Genomic DNA, 23,544 nt, shown 5'->3' with positions numbered 1-23,544 from the left:
AGAATCGGCCGCATGCGTGCTCTGATCATCACCGCCGGTTCACGAGGAGACGTCGCGCCCTTCACGGGGCTGGGGCGGAGGTTGCAGGAGGCGGGGCACGAGGTTGCGGTGGCCGCGCATTCGGCGTTCGAGGCGCTCATCGGGGGGTGCGGTCTCGGGTTCCGGGCGGTGCCGGGGGATCCGCAGGGGCTGATCCGGGACTGGGCCCGGGCGGGGTCGCGGGAAGAAGTCCAGGCGCTGACGCGGGCGTACGCGGACGGGCTCGCCGACGGGGTGGCGCAGGCCGTGGAAGGTGGCGTCGATGTGCTGCTCACGGCCTTCGGTCCGGCGTCGCTGGCGAGGGTGGCGGGGGAGGCGCTCGGCATTCCCGTGATCGGCACCTACCTCGTACCGTCCGTCCCCACCGGGGAGTTCGCGCTGCCGAGCGCGCGCGGCGACCTCGGCGGGCCGGAAGGCAGGCTCGCCGCAGGTCGGGACGTGGTGCGGCGGGCGGAAGGGGTCTTCTCGGGCGCCGCGACCCGGCTGCGGTCGCACTTCGGGCTCCCCGCCCAGGGGCCGTCGGCACTGTCGGGCGTCCGGCCGGTCTTCCACGGCTTCAGCCCGTCGGTGCTGCCGCGCCCCGCGGACTGGCCGTCCTGGGTCGATGCCTCCGGCTACTGGTGGTCCGCCCGACCGGACGGCTGGCAGCCCCCGGCCGACCTGGTCGATTTTCTCCAGGCCGGCCCGCCCCCGGTGTTCATCGGCTTCGGCAGCATGGCGGTGGGGGAGGGCGAGCGGCTCGGCGAGCTGGTGGCCGGGGCCGTGAAGCGGGCCGGTGTGCGGGCGGTGGTGCAGGCCGGGTGGGCCGGGCTGAGCGGCTACGGCGACGACATCCTGGCCATCGGCGACGTCCCGCACGACTGGCTGTTCCCGCGCACCGCCGCCGCCGTCCACCACGCCGGCGCGGGCACCACGGCCGCCGCCCTGCGGGCCGGCGTGCCCGCCGTGCCCGTTCCGGTCATGGCCGACCAGCCGTTCTGGGCGGCCCGGCTGTGCGAACTGGGAGTCGCGCCCCGCTCCCTGCCTTTCGCGGACCTCACCGCCGAAGCCCTCGCCGCCGCGATCACGGACACCCTCACCGAGCCGTCCCACCGCCGCCGCGCCACCGAACTCGCCCACGCCATCGCCACGGAGGACGGCGCGGCGGCGGTCCTGGCTCACCTTGAGGGAGGGAGCGCGGGCTGATCGGGTACTTCAGCTAAGCGGTGTCGATCAAGTCCTTTGGCCCGAAAGGAGAATCCTTCCAGGTTCTGGTGGACGAGTGCTCTCCACCGTCCGTAGCGTCGTACCTGCCGGGTCCCGTGTGCGGCCGCCGGTTGGGAGGAGGCTGTCCGTGTTCCTGGACGGTGACCAGTGGCGCAAGCACTTCGACGGCTACCGGCGCAGCGCGTTCCGACTCGAAGCGCAGCCCGTCTACACGATGCCGCGCGAGGCCGAGAACGTCGCCCGATTCCTGCGGGGCGAGCCGAAGCCCGCCGAGCACAATGCGGCGTGGCACGCGAGGGTGCGGGGCTTCGTCTCCTCCGGTCGGACGATCGGGCGGGTGCGAGTGGTGCGGCAGCCGTTGACCGACTACCAGCGCTACCAGTTCGCCTGGGGCATCCCCGGCAACATCGCCGCGGGCGAGGACATCCGGATCCTGGACGTCACCGAACAGGATTTCGGGATTCCGCTCCAGGACTGGTGGATGTTCGACGACTCCTCGGTGGTGCGGCTGAACTTCCGCGCCGACGGTACGCAGATCAACCGTGAACTGGCCGACGACCGGGTGGAGGAGTACCAGGAGCTGAGGCGAACGGCACTCGCCCATGCGGTGCCGTTCGCCGACTACGTGGCGGCGCGTGGCTGACTACGGCGGGACACCCCGGCTCAGAAGAGGCCGGCGAGGCGCTGCCACCAGGGGGTGGGGGCCGGTTGCGCCGTGGCGACGGGGACGAAGGTGGTCTCGATGGGGGTGTCCCAGGTGAGCAGGGTGGCCGGGAACCAGGTGACCGGTTTGGTGTCGTCGCGGGCGTTGGCCCAGGTGGCGAGGCGTTCGGCGGTGGTGCGGTCGGGGAGCAGGCCGCGGTGGTCGGTGGTGATGCCGAGGTCGCGGACGGCGTCGTTGTGGAGGTTGTTGCAGAGCCAGGTGTGCAGGATGCCGTGGTCGTAGCCGAGTACCTCCCAGCCGAGGGCGCGGCCGCCGTCGGCCGGCTCGGGGGTGGGGTCGGGGCCGTCGAGGTGGGCGAGCAGGACCGGTTCGTAGGTCTCCGCCTCGCGGATGTCGGTGACGAGCGCGTAGGCGTGGTCGCCGGGGACGAGCAGGGCGAACAGCCGGGCGTCGGCGGGGATGTCGATCATGCCGCAGGCGGCCAGGGCCTCGGCCGGGGTGTCGAACCAGCAGCCGTCCTGCGGGAGCTGGTCGATCAGGCAGGCGGAGGCGGTGGTCAGCAGCTCGGTGCGGGGTATCCCGGAGCCGTGCAGGGGCTCCGGCGCGGCGACGAAGTAGCCCGCGAGCAGGGGGTCCGTGGTGCGGGGAGGGGCGGGTCTGCGGGGCCGGAGCAGTTCGGGGCGGGCTTCGCCGGGGAGCGGCGAACGGCCTTCCGTGAGGTGGAAGAGGTAGTTCCGGAGGTAGTCGTTCAGCCCGCCGTCCAGGTGGGCGAGGTAGCTGCGCAGCCCCTGCGCGGCGTCCCGGTAGTGCTCCCGGTACTGGCCGTGGACCCGCGACCAGCGGTCGGAGGTCGTGACCGCCCACTCGCGCACCCGCCCGCGCTCCTGCCACCACTCGCGCACGGAGGCGTCGGTCCAGTGCTCGTCGCCGTCCATGGCGAAGCCGCCGTGGCCGAAGAAGCAGCCGCTGAGGAGGTCCTTGGTCTGCGCGGCGTCGGCCGGCTGGCGGTAGACGAACTCCTGCCCGTCCAACGGTCCGAACTCGTCGTCGTACGCGATGTGGAACGGCGCGTCGAGCCGCCCCATCTGCATGGTGTCGGTGTCCGCCCCGTAGAACGGCCCGGGGACGTTGCGCCAGTTGCGCCCCGCCCAGAGCCCGCCGAACTGGTCGAGCGACGGATTCTCGGCGAGCAGCCGTCGGGCGGTGGGCAGCGGGTCCCAGTAGCCGCCGGGGGCGGGGGTAGTCCCGTCGTCCATGGGGCCGGTCCGTTCTGTGGTGCTGTGCAGGGGGCTGGTGGCAGGCTCCCAGTGATATCAGAGCGGAGAAAGACCTGGTCGGGACGGGTGGGCACGGGAGTGCCCCTCGCTCCGGGGGAGCGAGGGGCACGGGCGCGGAGGGCGGTGATCAGGCCTTGCGGATGTAGTAGCCGGTGCCACTGCCGTAGCAGCTGTTGGTGCTGTAGGAGCCCGTGACGATCCAGCCCGCCGGGAGGGGGGAGAAGGAGCACACGGAGGCGGTGGTCTGGGTGGTGATCTTGGCGATGTTGTAGCCGACGCCCGTGCCGACGCAGCTGTTGGTGCTGTACGACCAGGTCACGACCCAGTTCGGCGGCATCGGGGTGAAGGAGCAGACGCTGGCGGTGGTGGAGTTGGTGACGTTGGCGATGTTGTAGCCGACGCCGGTGCCGACGCAGGCGTTGGTGCTGTACGACCAGGTGACGACCCAGTTCGGCGGGATGGGCGTCATGGAGCAGACGCTGGCGCTGGTGGAGTTGGTGACGTTGGCGATGTTGTAGCCGACGCCGGTCCCGATGCAGTTGTTGGTGCTGTAGGACCAGGTGATGACCCAGTTCGGCGGGATCGGCGACATGGAGCACACGCTGAGGCTGGTCGCACCGTTCGAATCGGTGATGTTGTAGCCGACGCCGGTACCCGGACAGGCGTTGGTGCTGTACGACCAGGTGATGACCCACCCGGCCGGGATGGGGTTGTTGGAACAGATGCTCGCGCTGGCGGTGACCTGCTGCGTGGCGGCCTGGGCCGGCGCGCTCGCGGCGGTCATCAGGCCGAGGAGCATCAGTACGGCGGTTATCAGGTGCGGGACGTGCTTCCGTGCGGTCTTCATGTCGGCCTCGGGTCCTCTCGACGTTCCACGGCTGCGGCGATGCAACCGAGACGAACCATTCGCTCACTGTCTGTTCGTCGCGGCTGAGATGGTGTCAGAGATGCTGGTGGGGCACCAGGGTGCAGTGGGAACGCCCTCCGAGGGTCCGTCAGAGCCTGCGGATGGTGTAGGCGATGTTGCTGCCCGCGCAGGTGCCGGTGCCGTAGGAGCCCGTCACGACCCAGCCGGCGGGGAGGGGGGAGAAGGAGCAGACCGTGGCGGTGGTCTGGGTGGTGAGCTTCATGAGGGTGTACGCGTAGCCGGTGCCCGCGCAGGTGCTGGTGGTGTAGGAGCCCGTGATCACCCAACTGGCGGGGATGGGTGAGATGGAGCAGACCGTGACGCTGCTCAGGTTGCTGGTGTCGAGGATCGTGTAGATGTACCCGGCGCCCGCGCAACCGTTGTTGGGGTAGGAACCCGTGACGACCCACCCCGCCGGAATGGGCGAGTTGGAACAAACGGTCGTGCCGGCGGTGAGCCGTTGGGGGGCGGCCTGCGCCTGGGCGGTTGCGGCGGTCATCAGCCCCAGGAGCAGAAGTACGGCCGTCAGTAGATGCGGGATGCGGCTCCGTAAGGTCTTCGCTGACATTCTGGGATCCCCTCGGCGTCCGGTGGCTGCATCTGTGCAGCTGGGATGAACGATTCGCACACTTTCTGTGTGCACCAGCTGAGATGGTGTCAGAGCCGCTGTGGGCACACCAGGGTGCCGAGGGCCGGTGCCGAGGCTGGAGGGGTGTGGTTGCGCCCCCTCGCTCGGTTCGAGCGAGGGGGCGCCGGGGGTGCTGGGGGTCAGGCGTGGTGGTCGAGTTCGCCGCTCTTGATGGTGTGGAGGAGGTTGGCGATGGCGGTAGGGGTGGTGCGGAGGATGTTTTCGCCGTCGTCGGACTCACGGAGTTCAACGAGCGCGTCTGCGGCCCGGAACTCGACACAGTCGTCGTGCGATCCGCTGTAGGTGGACTTCTGCCATTGGGTGTCTGTCACTGCTTCCCTTTCGCGGTTGGGGTGGACGCTGTGGGCGGGAAGAACTGGGGTTAAGCGTGGTGGTCGAGTTCGCCGCCCTTGATGGCGAGGAGGAGTGCGGCGATGGTGGCGGGGGCGGTGTGGAGAATGACGTCGCCGTCATCGGACTCGCGAAGCTCGACGAGCGCGCCCGCGCTCCGGAACTCAACACAGTCATCATTCGATCCGCTGTAACTGGACTTCTGCCATGTGCCGTTAGCCATTGCTGTGGTTCATTTCCTTTCTCACGGACTGGATGAAGTCTCGTGACTCATCTACTGAAAGGGCCATCGAGTCCATCTTGGCAAGGATGGCCCGGAACCTTGCCACGTGGGCAGGGGCGTCAAGTCGCCGGACTCCGAATCCGGTGTCGGTATGCACCGTGTCGAGGTCCGGGATCGGTCCTTCGGCATACGTGAAGTTGTCGATGGGGCTCGGGAGGCCGATGGCGTCGAACGGCAGTACTCGAACGGCGATGCCAGGTGCTTCGGAGTCCTCGATGAGGGCATCGAGCTGATCGGCGCGGACCTTGGGGCCGCTGAACTGCATGCGCAGTGCAGCCTCGTGGATGAAAGCCGAATACTTCGTTTCGCCGGATCGGACCGTCTGTTGGCGTTGGATCCGGAAGGCGGTTCTGAGGTCGATCTCGTGCCGGGGGATAGGCGGGTACGCGTGCGAGAAGACAGCCGCGGCGTAACCGGCTGTCTGAAGAAGCCCAGGGACGAACGTGATGGCGTAGGTCGCGAGCCCGTGAGCGTGGTCCTCCAGCTCGGCGATCTCGAGGAAGTCCTCTGCGAGTGTGCCCCGGTACGACTCCCACCAGCCGGCCTTGCCTCGTTCGGTGATGATCTCCGCGAGGGCATCGATCAACGGCTGGTTGGTGCACATGCAAGCGGCCGCGATGGTGCGCAGGCGGTCGACGCTGATGCCGATCTTCCCGGACTCCATCTGCGTCACCTGGGCCGGGTTCATACCGACGGCGCGGCCGAGTTGGCTGCCGCCGAAGCCGGCCTGTTCGCGCATTCTGCGGAGCTCTGCGCCCAGCCTGCGTTGGCGGAGGGTGGGGTTCGGTCGAGCCATGGGGTCCTTCCGTGCCGGGGTGTTCACAGTCTGCCGCGCCGGTCGGAGGTGGGTCCATCTACGGCCGGAGTTACCACGGTAGAGCGAATATCTCGGCTCCGTGGAAATTTTCCCATGACTCTGAGATATGGTCCCGTCAGGTCGATCCGACGGATCGTCAGTAACGCCTGTTCCCTGCGGCGGTAGGCGCCTGCTGCCCGCTTTCGGCGTACGTTCCTCCCCCCTCCCTCGCCCTCCCCTTGGAGGTTCGCCATGCGTGCCTGCAACCCGCCCGACTGCTCCGCCGTCCGGGCCGAACTCCGCTCCGTTCTCCACGCCGCCGGCTGGCGGCCGGACGCCATCGCCGACGCCGAACTCGCCTTCCAGGAACTCTTCGTCAACGCCTGGCAGCACGGAGGCTGCCCCGCCCCGGCCGTGCTGGTCTCCCTGCGGCCGACCCTCCTGCGCGTCGCCGTCTGCGACGACTGCCCCGACCTGCCCGAACCCCGGATCTCCGCCGACCCCTACGCCGTCTCCGGGCGCGGACTCCACCTCGTGCGCGCCCTCGCCGACCGGCTGGGCGTCGACCCCACCAAGACCGGCAAGGTCGTCTGGTTCGAACTGGACTTCGCCGTATGAACACCCCCATCGACCCCCACGACCCCTACCTGCGCACCTACACCGAACCCGAGGTCACCGCCCTCCTCCTCGAACTCCACGAGCGGGGCGCGCCGCTCGGTCTCCGGTGGGGATCCGTCGCCGTCTCGGACCCCACCATCGACGGCCGACTGCTGGTCAACTTCGGAGACGCCCCGGTCTCGACCCTCCTCAACCTCCTCACCCTGCTCCGGGAGGTGCCCCGGAGGTGAGCACCTTCCTCATCGGGGCGGCCTTCGCCGTCCTCCTGGCGCTCGCGATCGCCACCGTCGTCACCGGCGTCGTCACCGCCCTCAAGATCGGCCCGCCCCCGCCGCCGATCACCCGCAATGGGCACTGGGAACCCCACACCCTCCCCGACGGCACCACCGAACACACCTGGACCGCCCACCAGACCGACCACCAACCCCACATACCCCAGTGACCATCCCCGGAGTGGGAAGTCGGCTCCTCCGACTTCCCACTCCGGCTGTCGGTTCAGCCCGCCTCGCCCGCGATGCCGGCGAGGATGCTGCGGCCGTCACCGCCCCGCAGCGCCAGTGCCGGGGGCACGACGGCCGCTGTCCCCGCCAGATCGGTCCCGCCCCGCGGCGGTGTCGCGGGGTTGTGACGTCCGCGGGGTGGTGCCCGTCGCCACCCGGTGGCGACACTGCCGTCGAAGGGGAGGTCGTGATGGGGGAACGGACGGAGTGGACCGCCCGGGGCGGGAGGACGGTGGAGGTCGACTACCCTGCCCCGGCCCGGACGGTGGTGCTGACCGTGACGGTGGACAGGCTGGAGGAGATCACCGTGCTCGCGGGCGGGGCGGACGGCACCGAGCTGCACCGGGGGAAGGGGGCCTGGAGCGTGCTGGTCCCCCCGGCACGGCAGGAGGAGCTGCGCCGGATCACCGTGACCGGCCCACGCCGGTGGCAGCTGCGGCTGCACGATCCGGCGGAGGCGGCCGAGCTGACCGGCCGGGTCACCGGCGGTGGTCCCCGGGTGCTGGTCCACCCGGGCGGCACTGTGCTGGTCGACGTCACGCACCGGTCCTCGGCGAAGGACGCCCAGCTCTTCCGGCTGGTCCGGCCCACGGCGGACGGCGACCGGGAGGTGCTGGCGACCGGTGACCGGGTCGGGAAGCTGTACGGGTCGGACAACTGGACGCTGCTGCTGGAGGGCCCGCAGCTGCTGGTGGTCGAGCAGGGGGAGGAGTGGTCGCTCACCGGCCGCCCGGCGGACCTGCCGCCGTCGACGGACACGGTGCGGCACGGCATCGGGGACCGCCGCGAGGTGTTCGCGTGGCCCGACGGGACGGGTCCGGCCCTGCTGGAGGTCGAGACGGCGGACGGAGTCCTGCTGGGACTGGAGGACCACGCCGGTCGGAGGCTGGCGTTCGTCCATGTCATGGCGGAGAACGGTGTCCAGCGTGTACTGGTGCGGGCCGACCCGGACCGGCGGGCGCTCGGCCCGTTCCGGGCCGAGGTGACCCGCGGCCGACGCGCGTGGCGGCTGGAACTGCTGCCGGTCGAGGAGGCCCGTGAGCTGGTCGGCCGGGCGGACGGCACCGGACACGACGTCCTGGCCTACACCGGGCCCCCGGCGGTGTTGCGGGCCTGGTCGCTCGCGGACAAGGCCTCGTCCGTCACGGTCGAGGCCGGGGGACGGCGGATCGCGACCAGGTACGGCAGCCCGGAGGAGTGGGGCGGCGCCATACCGGTCGGCGGCCCGCCGGAGCCGGACGAACCGGAGCAGGTCCGGGTGGAGAGCCGCGGCCGTTGGCGGCTGGAGGTGGTCCCGCTCGCGGCGGTGCCCGTCTTCGACGGTCGGCTGGCCGGCCTGGGGGCCGAGGTGGTCCGCTGGGCCGGGCCTCCGGGGCGGCTGACCGTGCGGACCGGGCGGTGGCACGGAGGGCTCGCGGAGGCGACTGTGCTGGACGAGCGGCTGAACCCGCTCGGCGCCACCAGCACCTTCGGTCGGCGGCGGCACGTGCCGGTGGAGCTACCGTCCGGCTGTCTGGTGGCGGTCCAGACCTGGGGCCTCAAGGGCCGCTGGCGGCTGGCCGTGCGGTGACCCCGCCGCCTCCGGCCGGCGCCGCAGCAGCACCGCGACCAGCGCGGCGCCCGCCAGGGCGGTGAGGCCGGCGGCCAGCAGGGTGCGGTCGAGGCCGGTGGCGAAGGCGGTCCGGAGCAGTTCCCCGGGCAGCCCGGCCGGGGGCCGGCCGGCGGCCAGCGCGCCGGCGGTGGCGTCCGGGTCGGGGCCGGCCGCCGGGTGCCCGGCCAGGGCGTCGCGCAGCCCCCCGTGCAGGACGAGCCCGAGGACGGCGATGCCGAGCGCCTGGCCGAGCTGCCGGAAGGTGTTGAGGGCGCCGCCGGCCATGCCGCCGCGCTCGGGCGGGACGGCCGCCATCGCGGCGGACGCCAGGACCGGGCTGACCGCACCGATCCCGAGGCCGGTCAGGGCGAGGCCGGGCAGCAGGGCGGCCCAGCCCGAGGAGCCGTCCAGGACGCCCTGCAGCAGCGTGCCCAGCCCGATCACGGCCAGGCCGCCGGCCAGCGGCACCGCGACCGGCAGGGCGGCGAGCCGGCGGCCCGCCAGCGCCGGGACGGCGAAGGCGACGACGCTCATCGGCAGCAGGGTGAGCCCGGCGGCCATCGGGCCGAGGCCGAGCACCGACTGCAGCCACAGCGAGATGTACGGCAGGCCGGAGAAGGCGGTGGCCGAGTAGAGGGCGCCGCACAGCAGGACCCCGGTGAAGGCCGGCCGGCGCAGCAGCGCGGGCGCCAGCAGCGGGTGCGGGCTGCGCCGTTCGACCAGCGCGAACACGGTGAGCGCCACGGCCGCAGCCGTGCCCGCGCCCAGCACGGCGGGTGAGGTCCAGCCGTCCGTCCCGCCCCGGATCAGCCCCAGTACGGCCGCCCCGGCCGCGACGGTGAAGGCCGCGGCGCCGGGCAGGTCGAGCCGGCGGGCGCCGGGGTCGCGGGACTCCGGCAGCGTCCGCCGGGCCAGCACCACGGCGGCGAGCGCGAGCGGCAGGTTCACCAGGAAGATCGACCGCCAGCCCAGGTACTCGGTGAGCACACCGCCGGCCACCGGCCCGACGGCCGCCGCCGCGCCGCTGACGGAGCCCCAGACGCCGAAGGCCACCGCCCGGTCGCGGCCCCGGTAGGCGAGGTTGAGCAGCGCCATCGCGGTGGCGAACATCGCCGCGCCGCCGCCCGCCTGGACGATCCGCGCCCCCACCAGGGTGGCGCCGTCCGGGGCGAGGCCGCAGGCCAGCGAGGCGAGCGCGAACACCACCAGGCCCCCCGTGTACACCCGCCGGCGGCCCACCCGGTCGGCGAGGGCGCCGAGGCCGAGCAGCAGTGCGGCCAGCGCCAGCGCGTAGCCGTCGAGCACCCACTGCAGGCCGTCGAAGTCCATGTCCAGCCCGGCGCCGATGTCCGGCAGGGCCACGATCACGATGCTGACGTCCGTCAGCAGCATGAACACCCCGAGACAGACCGCGACCAGCGGTCCCCACTTGCGCATCCCCGTTCCCCCTCGTCCAGGCCCGGCCCTTGCGGCCGGACGCCCCGTCACTCTCGGTCCGGCGGCCGCTGTCGCGCCGCTCACGGGGGCGGTTCCGGTGGATCTCGACATCACCTACCATCCGGCTGGTGGAAACCGTGACGCTGGACGGACTGGACCGGGCGCTGCTGCACGCCCTGCACCTGGACGGCCGGGCGCCGTTCCGGCGGATCGCCGAGGTGCTCGGGGTGTCCGACCAGACGGTCGCCCGCCGCTACCAGCGGCTGCGCGCCGCCGGGGTGGTGCGGGTGGTGGGGCGGACCGACGCCCGGCGGCTCGGCCAGGTCGACTGGCTGACCCGGATCCGGTGCGTGCCCGACGCCGCCGCCCCGCTCGCCGAGGCGCTGGCCCGGCGGCCGGACACCTCCTGGGTGAGCCTGCTGTCCGGCGGTGAGATCGTCTGCAACGCCCGCGCGCGGCTGCGGCCGGAGCGCGAGGAACTGCTGCTCGGCGCCCTGCCCCGGAGCCCGCGGGTGCTGTCGGTCTCCGCGCACTACCTGCTGCGCACCTACGTCGGCGGGCAGGTGGCGTGGAGCGGGCGGACCTCGACGCTGACCGAGGAGCAGATCGGCCGGCTCCGCGCCGCGGCGGGAGCCGGGCCGAATGCCCCGGGTGCCGGGCCGAGTGCCCCGGGCGGGCCGGACGCTCCGGACGTTCCAGATGTCCCGGACGGGCTGGACCGGGCGCTGCTGGCGGCGCTCGCGGTGGACGGGCGGGCCCCGCTGGCCGCGCTGGCGGCCGGGACGGGGAGCCCGGAGACGACGGTGCGCCGGCGGCTGGCCGCGCTGGTCGACGGCGGGCTGCTCTTCTTCGACGTGGACGTGGACCCCCGCCCGCTCGGCTTCGAGGTGGAGGCGTTCTGCTGGCTGACGGTGGCGCCGGGGCGGCTGGCGGAGGTCGGCCGGGCGATGGCGGAGCACCCGGAGGTGGGCTTCGTGGCGGCGACCACCGGGCCGAGCAACCTGGTGGCGGGGCTGGTCTGCCGGGACACCGGGGCGTTCTACGACTACCTGACGCAGGGGCTGGGCGAGCTGGAGGGGGTGGTCGCGGTGGAGACGGCTCCGCTGCTCCGGAGCGTCAAACGTGCCGGGATGATGATTCCGTCATCGAATAATCCATAAAGCCTGCCCCTGGCCGGATTGTCGCGGGCCCTGGCTAATTATTTGTCTACAGATCATCAGACAAATCGAGAATTCCATGATTCCCCTCGAAAATGCCTCGCCATGACTTCGGGGCACCCTTAGTATCTGAACGAACACTTTTGGTGACCGTTCGGCCGCGGACGGCGAAGGGGGTCGTCATGGGCGAGCAGGTTCGAACCGTGCTGCGCCACGTCGCCTACCCGTTCCTGCTGGTCGTCCTGGTCGGGATAGCCGTCGCGGCCCTGCGTCTGCGCTGGGATTTCGACCGGGTGAACCAGCTGTTCCTGCTCGGCGTGATCGCCTTTATGTCCCTGCTCGAACGTTTGATTCCGTACGAACCGGAATGGTCTCCGAGCGTGCGCGAGTGGGGCTGGTACGGCGTCTACTTCCTGCTGACGATGATCGGCGGGGCACTGTCCCAGGTGCCCGTGGCGGCCCTCGTCGGCTGGTTGGCCCCGCCCCGGTCGGCCCTGCCGCCCTGGGTGGAGATCCCGGCCGCCCTGCTGCTCGGATCGCTGGCCAACTACCTGGTCCACCGCTGGTGCCACACCAGTCCGCGGCTCTGGCGGCTGCACGGCATCCACCACGTGCCCGACAAGGTGAACGTCGGCAACAACGGGGTCAACCACCTGCTGGACGTGCTGCTCACCCAGGGCGCCGTCCAGCTCGCGCTGGCCGCGGCCGGGTTCTCGGAGCCGACGGTGTTCGTGGTCGGCATGTTCGTCGTCGCTCAGGGCTACTTCGTGCACGCCAACATCGATGTCCGGATCGGCCCGCTCAACCATGTGCTCGCCGGTCCGGAGCAGCACCGCCTGCACCACAGCACCGATCTGGCGGAGGCCGGGCACTACGGCTCCGACCTGTCGGTGTGGGACCACGCCTTCGGCAGCTTCACCTGGCGGCCCGGCCGCCGACCGCTCGCGGTGGGGCTGGCGAACCCGGCCGACTTCCCCGCCACCGGCCGGGTGGTCGCCAGCCACCTCCAGGCCTGGCGCCGCCCCGCCCGGGCCCAGCGGTCCCCGACCGGTACCACCTGAGCCGCGCCCCGTCCCACCGTCCCGTCCCGCTCCGTCCCCGCTCCTCCTCCCGACCGGCTCGCCCCTGCGGCCGACCCGGCTTCCGGCCTGCCCGGAACCCGGCGCGCGGCCGCTGTCCCCCCCGGCGCGCGCGGCGCTCCCGCAGCCCGCCCGCGCGCGCGAACGCAGCGACCCAAGGACTCGACTCCTATGACGGATTCCCGCTTCGTCACCTCCCCGGACCTCCCCGATCCCTCCGAACGCACCGCCCCCGGCGGCCCGTCCGCCGCGCCAGGCACCGGACGGGAGAAGATCGCGATCATCGGGATCGGCTGCCGCCTGCCCGGCGGGGCGAGCGACCACCGCTCCTACTGGCAGAACCTCCTCGACGGCAAGGACTGCATCACCCCGACCCCGCGCAGCCGCTACGACGTCGCCACCCTCGGCAGCCGGGACAAGGCCAAGCCCGGCCGGCTGGTCGGCGGCCGGGGCGGCTACATCGACGGCTTCGACGAGTTCGACCCGGCGTTCTTCGGCATCAGCGGCCGCGAGGCCGACCACATGGACCCGCAGCAGCGGAAGCTGCTGGAGGTGGCCTGGGAGGCACTGGAGGACGGCGGACAGAAGCCGGCCGAACTGGCCGGCCGTGAGGTCGGCGTCTACGTCGGCGCGTTCACCCTGGACTACAAGATCGTCCAGTTCTCGGACCTCTCCTTCGACACCCTCGCCGCGCACACCGCCACCGGCACCATGATGACGATGGTGTCGAACCGCATCTCGCACTGCTTCGACTTCCGCGGCCCCAGCGTCTCCCTCGACACCGCCTGCTCCTCCTCCCTGGTCGCCGTCCACCTCGCCGTGCAGAGCCTGCAGCGCGGCGAGACCGACCTCGCCCTGGCCGGCGGCACCCTGCTGCACATCGCCCCGCAGTACACGATCGCGGAGACGAAGGGCGGCTTCCTCTCCCCGCAGGGCCGCTCCCGCACCTTCGACGCGGCGGCCGACGGCTACGTCCGGGCCGAGGGCGTCGCGGTGGTCGCGCTCAAACGGCTCTCCGACGCGCTGCGCGACGGCGACCCGGTGCACGCCGTCGTCATCGGCAGCGGCGTCAACCAGGACGGCCGCACCAACGGCATCACCGTGCCCAACCCGGACGCCCAGGTCACCCTGATCGAGCGGGTCTGCGCCGAGGCCGGGATCGTCCCCGGCAGCCTCCAGTACGTCGAGGCGCACGGCACCTCCACCCCGGTCGGCGACCCGATCGAGGCGGGCGCCCTGGCCCGGGCCCTCGCGATCGGGCGCCGCCCGGGCGACAAGTGCTACGTCGGCTCGGTCAAGACCAACATCGGGCACACCGAGTCGGCCTCCGGCCTGGCCGGGCTGATCAAGTCCGCGCTCGCCCTCAAGCACCGGACGGTGCCGCCGCACATCAATCTGGAGCGGCTCAACCCGGCGATCGACCCGGCCGCCCTGCCGTACGAGATCCCCACCGAGGTCACCCCCTGGCCGGCCCACGAGGGCCCGGCCCGGGCCGGGGTCAACTCCTTCGGCTTCGGCGGCACCAACGCCCACGTCCTGCTGGAGGCCGCGCCGGAGCCCTCACCGGCGCCCGTGCCCGCCCCGGCCGACGCCGCCGAGGAGAGCGCCGCGCCCGGACCGGCCGAGGGGCGCCCGCGCTGGACGGTGCTGCCGCTGACCGCCAGGGAGGCCGCCGCGCTGCCCGAACTGGCCGCCGGCGTCCAGGCCGAACTGGCCGGTGTCCGCGGCGGCAGCCCGGCCCGCCCGACCGACCTCGGCCACACCCTCGCCCACCGCCGCCAGCACCACGACGCCCGGCTCTCGGTCGTCTACGACGCCCGCGAGCACGCCGCCCGCGCCTCGCTCGACGAGGCGCTCACCGCCCATCTGCGCGGTGAACCGCACCCCCGGGTCCTCACCGGCCACCGCCGCGAGGCCCGGCACCGCCGACTCGCCTGGGTCTTCACCGGGATGGGCCCGCAGTGGTGGGCGATGGGCCGCCGGCTCCTCGCCACCGAACCGGTCTACCGGGAGGCCGTCGAGTCCTGCGCCGAGCACCTCGCCGAGCTGGCCGGCTGGTCGCTGATCGACGAGCTCACCGCCGACGAGGCGGCGTCCCGGATGGCCGAGACCTGGCTCGCCCAGCCCGCCAACTTCGCCGTCCAGACCGGCCTGGCCGCGCTCTGGCGCAGCCGGGGCGTGCGGCCGGACGCGATCGTCGGCCACTCCACCGGCGAGGTCGCCGCCTTCTACGAGGCCGGGGTCTACGACCTCGCCGACGCGGTCAAGGTGGTGTTCCACCGCAGCCGCCTCCAGCAGGAGCTGGCCGGTACCGGCGGCATGCTCGCGGTCTCGCTCACCGAGGCCGAGGCGCTGCGCCGGATCCGCCCGTACGGGGGCGCGGTCTCGGTCGCCGCCGTGAACAGCCCCACCGCGCTCACCCTCGCCGGGGACGCTCCGGCCCTCGCCGAACTGGCCGCCGCGCTCACCGCCGAGCAGGTCTTCGCCCGCCCGCTGACCGTCGAAGTCCCGTACCACAGCGCCCGGATGGACCTGATCAAGGACGAGCTGCTGGAGTCGCTCGCCGACATCAAGGCCCGCCCGGCGCAGACCCCGCTCTACCTCACCGGCCGCGAGGGCACCGCGCGCGGCACCGAGCTGGACGCCGGGTACTGGTGGCACAACGTCCGCGACAGCGTCCGCTTCCGGCAGGCCGTGGAGCGGCTCGCCGACGACGGTTACGGCCTGTTCCTGGAGATCGGCCCGCACCCGGTGCTCGGCCGCTCGATCCAGGAGACCGTCGAGGCCCACCCGGGCACGGCCGACCGGCCCGAGCCGCGGACCCTGCCCTCGATCCGCCGCCAGGAGGACGAACAGGCCACCTTCACCGCCTCGCTGGCCGCACTCCACAACCTCGGCGTCGAGGTCGACTGGTCGGTGCTCCAGCCCGCCGGGCGGATCGTCCCGCTGCCCCGCTACCCGTTCCGGCGCGACCGGCACTGGGTCGAGCCTCAGGCGGTCGCCGAGGTGCGGCAGGGGCGGGTCGACCACCCGCTGCTCGGCCGCCGGCTGCCCGGTGCCGAACCGGCCTGGGAGGCCCGGCTGGACGCCGAGGCCCTGCCGTACCTGGAGGACCACCGGATCCAGGGCGACGTGGTGTTCCCGGCCGCGGGCTATCTGGAGATGGCCGTCCAGGCGGTCCGCGCGCTCACCGGAGGGACGGACGCCGCCCTGGCCGACATCGAGCTGCGCAAGGCGCTGCTGCTGCCGGACGACGAGAGCCGCGCCGTCCGGCTCACCCTCTGCGCCGAGCAGGGCGCCTTCACCGTCGCCACCGGCGAGGGCCGTGAGCGCACCGTGCACGCCGTCGGCACCGTCCGCCCCGGCCAGCGCCGCCGGTCCGGCCGCCCGCTGGACGCGGAGGCGGTCCGCGGGCGGGCGCTGCGCCGGCTCGCCGGGCCCGACTGCTACGCCGCACTCGCCGCGCTCGGCTACCACTACGGCCCCGCCTTCCAGGGCATCGAGGAGGTCTGGATCGGACCCGGCGAGGCACTCGCCCGGATCCGCCCGCCCGCCGGGGTCGCCGGGCAGGGCGAGCGGCACCAGGTGCACCCGGTGGTGATGGACGCCTTCTTCCAGACCCTGCTGACGCCCCAGCTGCTGGCCGACCGGCCGGCCGACGGCCGGGGGATCCGGCTGCCGGTGGCGATCGAGGAGGTCCGGCTGGACGCGGTCGGCGACCGCCCGCTCTGGGTGCACGCCACCGTCACCCGGGACGCCGGGGCCGAACTCCTCGGCGACCTCGCGGTGTACGAGGAGCAGGGCGCCCCGCTCGGCGGGATCACCGGCTTCCGGGCCGCCGACGTCGAGCGGGCCGCCACCGCGGTCGGCCTCGGCACCATCGACGGCTGGCTCGCCGAACCGGCCTGGGCGGAGCTTCCGGCCGCCGGTGACGCCCCGGACCTGCTGGCCGAACACCCCGACCACTGGCTGCTGTTCGCCGACGGCGGCGGGGTCGCGGACGCCCTGGCCGAGCGGATCGCCGCGCGCGGCGGCAGCTGCCTGCGGGTCCGCCCCGGCACCGGCTACCGGGCCGCCGCCGACGGCCGCCCGGCCACCGTCGAGCCGGGCTCGGCCGAGGACCTGGCCCGGCTGCTCGCCGACCGGCGGGCCGAGGGCGTCCCCGACCCGGCCGCCGTGGTCCACCTGTGGAACCTCGACCGCCCCGGGCTGGCCACCGCCGACCCCGCCACCGTGGCCGGCCACACCGCGCCCGGCGCCTACAGCCTGGTCACCCTCGCCGCCCTGCTGGCGGCCGAACTCCCGGACTGCCGCCTCCATGTGGTCACCCGGGCCGCGCAGGCCGTGGCCCCCGGCGAGCCCGTCGAGCCGCTCGCCGCCCCGGCCTGGGGCATCACCCGGGTCCTGCGGCACCAGGAGCTCCCCACCCATCAGGGCAAGCTGATCGACCTCCCGGCCACGGGCATCGAGGCGGACGCGGCGGCCGAGGCGCTGCTGCGCGAGTTCGCGCTGGCCGACGAGGACGAGATCGCGCTGCGCGGCGGCCGGCGGCTGACCAGCCGGCTCCGGACCGCCGAGGGCCTCAGCCGCCCGCTGGCGCCGCGGCTGCGGGCGGACGGCGCCTACCTGGTGACCGGGGCGTTCGGGGCGCTCGGGCAGCTGCTCTGCCGCACGCTGGTGAAGCGCGGCGCCCGCCGGCTGATCCTGGTCGGCCGCAGCACACCGCCGCCGCGCGAACAGTGGCGGATGCTCGACCCGGAGAGCCGGGACGGGCAGCGGGCGGCCTTCCTGCGCGAGCTGGAGGAGCTCGGGGCCGAGGTCGTCCCGGCCGCGCTGGACGTCACCGACGAGGCCGCGCTGGCCGCCTGGCTGGCCGAGTACCGCCGGCTGGACCGGCCGCCGGTCCGGGGCGTCTTCCACCTCGCCGGGCAGGTCAGGGACACCCTGGTCGGCGAGCTGGACCGGTCGGCCTTCGACACCGTGTACGGCCCCAAGGTGCTCGGCGCCTTCGCCCTGCACCGTCAGCTGGCCGGGGAGCCGCTCGACCACTTCGTGCTGTTCGCCTCGATCGCCTCCCTGCTGACCACCGCCGGCCAGACCAACTACGCGGCAGGCAACGCCTTCCTGGACGCCCTCGCCCATCACCGCCGGGCGCTCGGCCTGCCCGCGCTCAGCCTGGACTGGGGCCCCTGGGCCACCGGGATGATCGAGGAGCTCGGCCTGATCGACCACTACCGGCACAGCCGGGGCATGAGTTCGCTCGCCCCGGAGACCGGTATGGCCGTGCTGGAGCGGGTGCTCGGCCAGGACCGGGCCCAACTGCTGGTCGCCACCGTGGTCGACTGGCCGGTCTTCCTCTCCTGGTACCCGGCCCCGCCGCCGCTGGTGACGGAACTCGCCGCGGCCGCCCGGGAGTCCGCGCCGGCCGCCGAACGGACCGGACTGCTGGACACCCTGCGGACGGCCGGCGAGGAGGAGCGGCGGGCGCTGCTCACCGAGCTGTTCGCCGAGCTGGCCGCCACCGTGCTGCGGGTGCCGGCCGACCGGATCGACCCGGCCGCCGGCCTCGGCGGCCTCGGCCTGGACTCACTGCTGGCGATGGAGCTGCGGGCCCGGTTGAGCGGCGAACTCGGGGTCACCCTCCCGGTGGTGGCGCTGCTCGGGAACGCGCCGGTGGCCGAGCTGGTCGCCCGGCTGCACGAGTCGCTGACCGAGCTGCTGGACGAGGAGCCGACCGGTCCGGGGGCGGCCGTGGAGCGCTACGAGGACGAGTCCGCCCACCCGCTGACCCACAACCAGAAGGCACTCTGGTTCCTCAAGCAGCTCAACCCGGACGGCTTCGCCTACAACATCGGCGGCGCGGTCGAGGTGCGGGTGGAGCTGGAGCCCGAGCTGATGGCCGCGGCCTTCCGGGCGATGGTCGAGCGCCACCCGAGCCTGCGGGCGAACTTCGTGCTCGACGGCGGCCGGGCGGTGCAGCGGATCTCCGCCGAGGTGGAGCCGGACTTCGACGTCTTCGACGTGGAGCACCTGGCCTGGGACGACATCCACGCGATGATCGTCCGCGAGTACCGCCGGCCGTACGACCTGGAGCGGGACCCGCTGGTGCGGTTCCGGCTGTTCCGGCGCGGCCCGGCCCGCTGGGTGATCATGAAGGCCGTCCACCACATCATCTCGGACGCGATCTCCACCTTCACCTTCATCGAGGAGCTGCTGGCCGTCTACGAGGGGCTGCGCCGGGGCCGGGCGCCCGAGCTGCCCCCGGTCGCCGCCCGCTACCTGGACTTCCTCAACCGGCAGAACGCCTTCCTGGCCGGCCGCGAGGCGCCGAGGATGCTGGAGTACTGGCGCTCGCACCTGCCGGCCGAGGTGCCGCTGCTCAGCCTGCCGACCGACAAGCCCCGCCCGGCGGTGCAGACCCACAACGGCGCCTCCGAGTTCTTCGTCCTGGACGAGGAGCTCAGCGCCCGGGTCCACGCGCTGGCCCGCGCGCACAACGTCACCGTCTTCATGGTGCTGCTCAGCGCCTACTACCTGCTGCTGCACGCCTACGCGGGCCAGGAGGACATCATCGTCGGCAGCCCGGTGACGGGCCGCACCGACGAGGAGTTCGCCGGCGTCTACGGCTACTTCGTCAACCCGCTGCCGCTGCACGTCTCGCTGGCCGGCGGGCCGACCGTGGCCGAGCTGCTGGAGCGGGTGCGGACCACCGTGCTCGGCGGGCTGGACCACCAGGAGTACCCGTTCGTGCTGCTGGTGGAGCAGCTCGGACTGCAGCACGACCCGAGCCGCTCGGCGGTCTTCCAGGCGATGTTCATCCTGCTGCACCACAAGGTCGCCACCGAGAAGTACGGCTACCACCTGGAGTACATCGAACTCCCCGAGGAGGAGGGTCAGTTCGACCTCACCCTGTCCGCCTACGAGGACGAGGCCGAGCGCCGCTTCCACTGCGTCTTCAAGTACAACACCGACCTCTTCCTGCCCGAAACGACGGCGCGGATGGCGCGCCACTACGTCAATCTGCTCGACGCGCTGACCACGGCGGGGCCGGAGCGGGCGGCCACCAGGCTGGAGCTGCTCGGCGAGCAGGAGCGGGCCGTGGTGCTCCGGGAGTGGAGCGGCGCCGACCGGCGGGTGCCGTTCGCCGAGCCGGTCCACGAGCTGGTGCTGCGCGCGGCGGCGGCCGACCCGGCGGCGCCCGCGGTGGCGGTGCCGGCCGAGTCGGGTCCGACGGCCCGGCTGACGTACGGCGAGCTGGCCGGGCGCTCCCGGCGGGCCGCCGCCCGGCTGCGGGCGCTGGGCGCCGGTCCGGGCACGGTGGTCGCGCTCTGCCTGGAGAAGTCGCCGGAGCTGATCGTGGCGCTGCTGGCGGTGCTCCGTACCGGCGCGGCCTACCTGCCGCTGGACCCGGGCCACCCGGTGGAGCGGCTGGCGTACCTGGTCGGCCACACCGGGGCCGGGCTGCTGGTCGGCGACGACATCGAGCGGCTCGGCGGACTCCCGGCCCGGCTGGTCACCCCCGCCGAACTCGGCGCCGACGGGTCCGCCGAGGGTGATCGCCCCGGCGAGGACGACGGCTTCACCGACGTGCCGGTGGGCCTCGACGATCCGGCCTACGTCATCCACACCTCCGGCTCCACCGGTCGGCCGAAGGCGGTGCGGGTCTCCCACGGCAACCTCGCCTCGGCGTACCGGGCCTGGCAGGCCGAGTACCGCTTGGACACCGACGCCCGGACCCACCTCCAGATGGCCGGCCCTGCCTTCGACGTCTTCACCGGCGACGTGGTCCGCGCGCTGTGCTCCGGCGGCACCCTGGTGCTGGTCGGCCGGGAGCTGCTGTTCAACACCGCCCGGCTGTACGAGGTGATGCGCACCGAGCGGGTGGACGCCGCGGAGTTCGTCCCGGCGGTGGTCCGCACCGTGCTGGACCACTGCGAACGCACCGGGCGGGACTTGGCGTTCATGCGGCTGCTGGTGGTCGGCTCGGACGTCTGGAAGGTCGAGGAGTACCGGCGGCTGAGCGCCCTGTGCGGCCCGCGGACCAGGCTGGTCAACTCCTACGGGCTCACCGAGACCACCATCGACAGCGCGTACTTCGAGGGGCCGACGGACGGGCTGGAGCCCAGCCGGATGGTCCCGATCGGGCGGCCGTTCCCGAACAGCGCCTTCCACCTGCTCGACGCCCAGGGCCGGCCGGTCCCGCCCGGGGTGACCGGGGAGCTGTGGATCGGCGGCTCCGGCGTGTCACTCGGCTACCTCGGCGACGAGGAGCAGACCGCGCGCCGCTTCGCCACCCTGCCGCTCGGCGGCGCCGACGGCACCGAGCCGGTCCGGCTCTACCGCACCGGGGACCTCGCCCGCTGGGACGCCGACGGCGGGGTGCACCTGCTCGGCCGGGCCGATTCCCAGATCAAGGTGCGCGGCCACCGGATCGAGCTGGGCGAGGTCGAGACCAGGCTGGCCGAATGGCCCGAGCTGGCCCGGGCGGTGGTCACCGTCCGGGCGGACCGCGGCGGCGAGCACGTGCTCTGCGCGTACTGCGTGCCGGCGCCCGGCCGGACCTTCGACCACCGGGCGCTCCGCCGCCACCTGGCCGGGCAGCTGCCGACCTTCATGATCCCGACCCACTTCACCGAGCTGCCCGCGCTGCCGCTCACCGCCAACGGCAAGGTGGACGTGGCGGCGCTGCCCGAGCCCCGTACGGACGCCGCCGAGGCCGCCGAGCCGCCGGTCACCCTCTACGAGGTCCGGATGGCCGAGCACTGGCGCGCACTGCTCGGCGTCGAGGAGCCGGGGCTCCAGCACGACTTCTTCGAGTCGGGCGGCTCCTCGATCAGACTGATCGAGCTGATCCACGGGCTGCAGGCCGAGTTCAACATCAGCATCCCGGTCAGCCAGCTGTTCAAGGTCACCACCCTGCACGGGATGGCGAAGACCGTGGAGCACATCATCACCGGCCGGATCGAGGGCGCCCAGCCCTACCTGGGCTTCAACCAGGAGCAGCGGCAGACGCTGTTCTGCTTCCCGCCGGCGGGCGGCCACGGGCTGGTGTACCGGCAGTTCGCGGCGCACCTGCCGGAGTACCGCACGATCGCCTTCAACTACGTGTCCGGGGACGACAAGGTCGACCAGTACGCCGACCTGGTCGAGGCGCTCCAGCCGGAGGGCCCGTGCGCGCTGCTCGGCTACTCGCTCGGCGGCAACCTCGCCTTCGAGGTCGCCAAGGAGCTGGAGCGGCGCGGCCGCGCGGTGCCCAATGTGGTGATCATGGACTCGCACCGGATCCCGGAGTCCTTCGACCTCGCCGACGAGCACCTCCAGGCCTTCGAGACCGAACTCGCCGAGCACCTCCACCGGCACACCGGCTCCGCCGCCGTCGCCCGGGAGACCCGCGAACAGGCCCGGGACTACCTGCGGTTCTGCAGCCGCACCCCCAACCACGGGGTGGTCGCCGCCGCGCTCAGCGTGATCTCCGACGACGAGAAGGTGGCGCTGTACGAGGCCGGCCGGGACGGCGCCTGGCACGGCAGCTCGGCCACCCGGACGGCGGTCTTCAAGGGCTTCGGCACCCATGCCGAGATGCTCGACCGCGAGTTCATCGCCCACAACGCCGGGCTCGCCCGGTCGATCCTCACCGGAGCCGCCACCCATGCGTCCTGAGACGGCCCCCGGGCGGGCCCCGAGCCTGCCCGCCCCCGCCCGAGACACGGCCCCCGTACGAGACACGGCCCCTGCCCGAGAGGCGGCCCCCGTACGAGAGGCGGCCCCCGCACGAGAGACGGATCCGACCATGCTCCGGCAGCACCCGCCGCTGACCTACCCGTTCGAGCCCAACGGCCTCGAACTCGACCCCCGCTACGCCGAGTTGCGCGATCAGCCGCTGGCCAGGATCCGGATGCCGTACGGCGACGGCGCCTGGCTGGCCACCCGGTACGAGGACGTCCGGGCGGTGCTCGCCGACCCGAGGTTCAGCCTGGCCGCCGCGATGGCCGAGGACCAGCCCCGGATGCGCCCGGTGTCCCGCACCGGCGCCGGCCTGTTCTCCACCGAGCCGCCCGAGCACACCCGGCTGCGCTCGCTGGTGGCCAAGGAGTTCAGCGCCCGCCGGGTGGAGCGGCTGCGGATCCGGGCCGCGGAGCTGGCCGACGAGCTGCTCGACGGCATCCTCGCCGCGGGCGGCCCGGCCGACCTGGTCGAGGCCTTCGCGATCCCGATGCCGACCACCATCATCTGCGAGGTGCTCGGCATCCCCGCCGAGGACCACCGGATGCTCTGGCAGTGGGCGGAGACGGTGCTCTCCGCCGTCACCCCGGGCGAGGTGCTCGCGGTCGAGGGGCGGGCGTTCATCGACTACATGGCCGGGGTGCTGGAGCTGCGCGGCCGCGAGCCCGGCGAGGACCTCCTCACCACGCTGGTCCGGGCCTGCCGCGAGCAGCGGCTGATCGGCGAGGAGGAGCTCCTCTCCATCGCCTGCGACCTGCTGATCGCCGGCTTCGTCTCCACCACCAACCAGATCGGCAACTTCTTCCACCAACTGCTGGTCAATCCCGAGGAGGTGGCGCGGCTGCGGGAGCGGCCCGAGCTGATCCCCCGGGCGGTCGAGGAGCTGATGCGGTACGTGCCGCTGCTCACCGGCTTCAGCCTGCCCCGCTACGCCACCGCGGACGTCGAGCTGGGCGGGGTGGTGATCCGGGCCGGCGAGGCGGTGATGATCGCGACCGCCGCCGCCAACCGGGACCCGGAGGTGTTCGAGGAGCCGGAGCGGCTGGTCCTCGACCGGCCGGGCAACCCGCACATCGGCTTCGGCCACGGCGTGCACTACTGCATCGGCGCGCACCTCGCCCGGCTGGAGCTCCAGGTGGCGATCGAGCGGGTGCTGACCCGCCTGCCCGGCCTGCGGCTGGCCGTCCCCGAGCGCGAACTGCGCTGGAAGGAGGCCTCGATGGTGAACGGTCTGCAGGCGCTCCCGATCGCCTGGTGACCGCCGCCGCGGGCGGCACGACCAGGCACC

At 73.2% G+C, this 23,544-nt stretch carries 17 protein-coding genes; 10 read left to right on the top strand and 7 right to left on the bottom strand.

The window, feature by feature from the left end:
• The first annotated feature begins 12 nt into the window (after positions 1-12).
• Together ADK60_RS31615 and ADK60_RS31610 are read left to right on the top strand one after the other, a co-directional pair.
• Positions 13-1,224 (top strand): glycosyltransferase, encoded by a 1,212-nt coding sequence (locus tag ADK60_RS31615; RefSeq protein WP_053650435.1) that lies wholly within the window; start codon positions 13-15, stop codon positions 1,222-1,224.
• 148 nt (positions 1,225-1,372) lie between these two features.
• Positions 1,373-1,888 (top strand): DUF6879 family protein, encoded by a 516-nt coding sequence (locus ADK60_RS31610; protein WP_053650434.1) that lies wholly within the window; start codon positions 1,373-1,375, stop codon positions 1,886-1,888.
• Positions 1,889-1,908: 20 nt separating this feature from the next.
• Here the strand turns inward: ADK60_RS31610 and ADK60_RS31605 are convergent, their stop codons facing one another.
• The 6 genes from ADK60_RS31605 to ADK60_RS31580 form a co-directional block, all read right to left on the bottom strand.
• Positions 1,909-3,165: a hypothetical protein gene (locus tag ADK60_RS31605; RefSeq protein ID WP_053650433.1), complete on the bottom strand. Its 1,257-nt coding sequence runs from the start codon at positions 3,163-3,165 to the stop codon at positions 1,909-1,911.
• Positions 3,166-3,313: 148 nt separating this feature from the next.
• Positions 3,314-4,033, bottom strand: coding sequence for a hypothetical protein (locus tag ADK60_RS31600; RefSeq protein WP_045941205.1), 720 nt, complete (start codon positions 4,031-4,033; stop codon positions 3,314-3,316).
• A gap of 148 nt (positions 4,034-4,181) precedes the next feature.
• Entirely contained in the window at positions 4,182-4,592 is a 411-nt protein-coding gene (locus ADK60_RS31595; RefSeq protein ID WP_053650432.1) for a hypothetical protein, read from the bottom strand.
• A gap of 269 nt (positions 4,593-4,861) precedes the next feature.
• Positions 4,862-5,053 (bottom strand): DUF397 domain-containing protein, encoded by a 192-nt coding sequence (locus tag ADK60_RS31590; protein ID WP_045941207.1) that lies wholly within the window; start codon positions 5,051-5,053, stop codon positions 4,862-4,864.
• A 50-nt stretch (positions 5,054-5,103) separates the two neighbouring features.
• Positions 5,104-5,295, bottom strand: a complete 192-nt coding sequence (locus tag ADK60_RS31585; protein ID WP_053650431.1) for a DUF397 domain-containing protein — start codon at positions 5,293-5,295, stop codon at positions 5,104-5,106.
• Complete coding sequence (locus ADK60_RS31580) at positions 5,288-6,151, bottom strand: helix-turn-helix domain-containing protein (protein ID WP_053650430.1); 864 nt, start codon at positions 6,149-6,151, stop codon at positions 5,288-5,290. Before ADK60_RS31580 ends, ADK60_RS31585 begins: the two co-directional genes overlap by 8 nt.
• 252 nt (positions 6,152-6,403) lie before the next feature.
• Here ADK60_RS31580 and ADK60_RS31575 point away from each other — a divergent pair, with 252 nt between their 5' ends.
• The 4 genes from ADK60_RS31575 to ADK60_RS31560 all read left to right on the top strand — a co-directional run bounded on the left by ADK60_RS31575 (position 6,404) and on the right by ADK60_RS31560 (position 8,839).
• Entirely contained in the window at positions 6,404-6,769 is a 366-nt protein-coding gene (locus ADK60_RS31575) for an ATP-binding protein (RefSeq protein ID WP_053650429.1), read from the top strand.
• Positions 6,766-6,999: a hypothetical protein gene (locus ADK60_RS31570; protein WP_053650428.1), complete on the top strand. Its 234-nt coding sequence runs from the start codon at positions 6,766-6,768 to the stop codon at positions 6,997-6,999. Before ADK60_RS31575 ends, ADK60_RS31570 begins: the two co-directional genes overlap by 4 nt.
• Positions 6,996-7,211 carry a hypothetical protein gene (locus ADK60_RS31565; RefSeq protein ID WP_053650427.1) on the top strand — a complete coding sequence of 72 codons (216 nt, stop codon included), beginning with the start codon at positions 6,996-6,998 and terminating at the stop codon, positions 7,209-7,211. The genes ADK60_RS31570 and ADK60_RS31565 overlap by 4 nt, the downstream gene beginning before the upstream one ends.
• Before the next feature lie 248 nt (positions 7,212-7,459).
• Positions 7,460-8,839 carry a hypothetical protein gene (locus ADK60_RS31560; protein ID WP_053650426.1) on the top strand — a complete coding sequence of 460 codons (1,380 nt, stop codon included), beginning with the start codon at positions 7,460-7,462 and terminating at the stop codon, positions 8,837-8,839.
• Here the strand turns inward: ADK60_RS31560 and ADK60_RS31555 are convergent.
• Entirely contained in the window at positions 8,768-10,297 is a 1,530-nt protein-coding gene (locus tag ADK60_RS31555; RefSeq protein WP_053650425.1) for an MFS transporter, read from the bottom strand. The genes ADK60_RS31560 and ADK60_RS31555 overlap by 72 nt on opposite strands.
• A 128-nt stretch (positions 10,298-10,425) precedes the next feature.
• Between ADK60_RS31555 and ADK60_RS31550 the strand changes: the two genes are divergently transcribed.
• The 4 genes from ADK60_RS31550 to ADK60_RS31535 all read left to right on the top strand — a co-directional run bounded on the left by ADK60_RS31550 (position 10,426) and on the right by ADK60_RS31535 (position 23,514).
• Positions 10,426-11,457: an Lrp/AsnC family transcriptional regulator gene (locus tag ADK60_RS31550; RefSeq protein WP_053650424.1), complete on the top strand. Its 1,032-nt coding sequence runs from the start codon at positions 10,426-10,428 to the stop codon at positions 11,455-11,457.
• A 179-nt stretch (positions 11,458-11,636) separates the two neighbouring features.
• The gene (locus ADK60_RS31545) at positions 11,637-12,515 is read left to right on the top strand and encodes a sterol desaturase family protein (RefSeq protein WP_079008842.1); all 879 of its coding nucleotides are present in this window, start codon (positions 11,637-11,639) and stop codon (positions 12,513-12,515) included.
• 189 nt (positions 12,516-12,704) lie between these two features.
• Entirely contained in the window at positions 12,705-22,193 is a 9,489-nt protein-coding gene (locus tag ADK60_RS31540; RefSeq protein ID WP_079008841.1) for a non-ribosomal peptide synthetase/type I polyketide synthase, read from the top strand.
• 130 nt (positions 22,194-22,323) lie between these two features.
• On the top strand, positions 22,324-23,514 hold the full coding sequence (locus tag ADK60_RS31535) for a cytochrome P450 (protein WP_053650422.1): 1,191 nt from the start codon (positions 22,324-22,326) through the stop codon (positions 23,512-23,514).
• Positions 23,515-23,544 lie beyond the last annotated feature (30 nt).

Origin of the sequence: Streptomyces sp. XY431, assembly GCF_001279805.1 — a bacterium.
GTDB classification, from domain to species: domain Bacteria; phylum Actinomycetota; class Actinomycetes; order Streptomycetales; family Streptomycetaceae; genus Kitasatospora; species Kitasatospora purpeofusca.
Note: the sequence above shows the minus strand (reverse complement) of the source record. Positions and strands in the feature narration are given on the sequence as shown.

Coding starts and splice junctions, on each gene's coding strand:
- ADK60_RS31605 (WP_053650433.1), bottom strand. CDS start 3,165: ATGGACGACGGGACTACCCCCGCCCCCGGCGGCTACTGGGACCCGCTG.
- ADK60_RS31575 (WP_053650429.1), top strand. CDS start 6,404: ATGCGTGCCTGCAACCCGCCCGACTGCTCCGCCGTCCGGGCCGAACTC.
- ADK60_RS31595 (WP_053650432.1), bottom strand. CDS start 4,592: ATGACCGCCGCAACCGCCCAGGCGCAGGCCGCCCCCCAACGGCTCACC.
- ADK60_RS31580 (WP_053650430.1), bottom strand. CDS start 6,151: ATGGCTCGACCGAACCCCACCCTCCGCCAACGCAGGCTGGGCGCAGAG.
- ADK60_RS31600 (WP_045941205.1), bottom strand. CDS start 4,033: ATGAAGACCGCACGGAAGCACGTCCCGCACCTGATAACCGCCGTACTG.
- ADK60_RS31555 (WP_053650425.1), bottom strand. CDS start 10,297: ATGCGCAAGTGGGGACCGCTGGTCGCGGTCTGTCTCGGGGTGTTCATG.
- ADK60_RS31570 (WP_053650428.1), top strand. CDS start 6,766: ATGAACACCCCCATCGACCCCCACGACCCCTACCTGCGCACCTACACC.
- ADK60_RS31560 (WP_053650426.1), top strand. CDS start 7,460: ATGGGGGAACGGACGGAGTGGACCGCCCGGGGCGGGAGGACGGTGGAG.
- ADK60_RS31585 (WP_053650431.1), bottom strand. CDS start 5,295: ATGGCTAACGGCACATGGCAGAAGTCCAGTTACAGCGGATCGAATGAT.
- ADK60_RS31545 (WP_079008842.1), top strand. CDS start 11,637: ATGGGCGAGCAGGTTCGAACCGTGCTGCGCCACGTCGCCTACCCGTTC.
- ADK60_RS31540 (WP_079008841.1), top strand. CDS start 12,705: ATGACGGATTCCCGCTTCGTCACCTCCCCGGACCTCCCCGATCCCTCC.
- ADK60_RS31615 (WP_053650435.1), top strand. CDS start 13: ATGCGTGCTCTGATCATCACCGCCGGTTCACGAGGAGACGTCGCGCCC.
- ADK60_RS31535 (WP_053650422.1), top strand. CDS start 22,324: ATGCTCCGGCAGCACCCGCCGCTGACCTACCCGTTCGAGCCCAACGGC.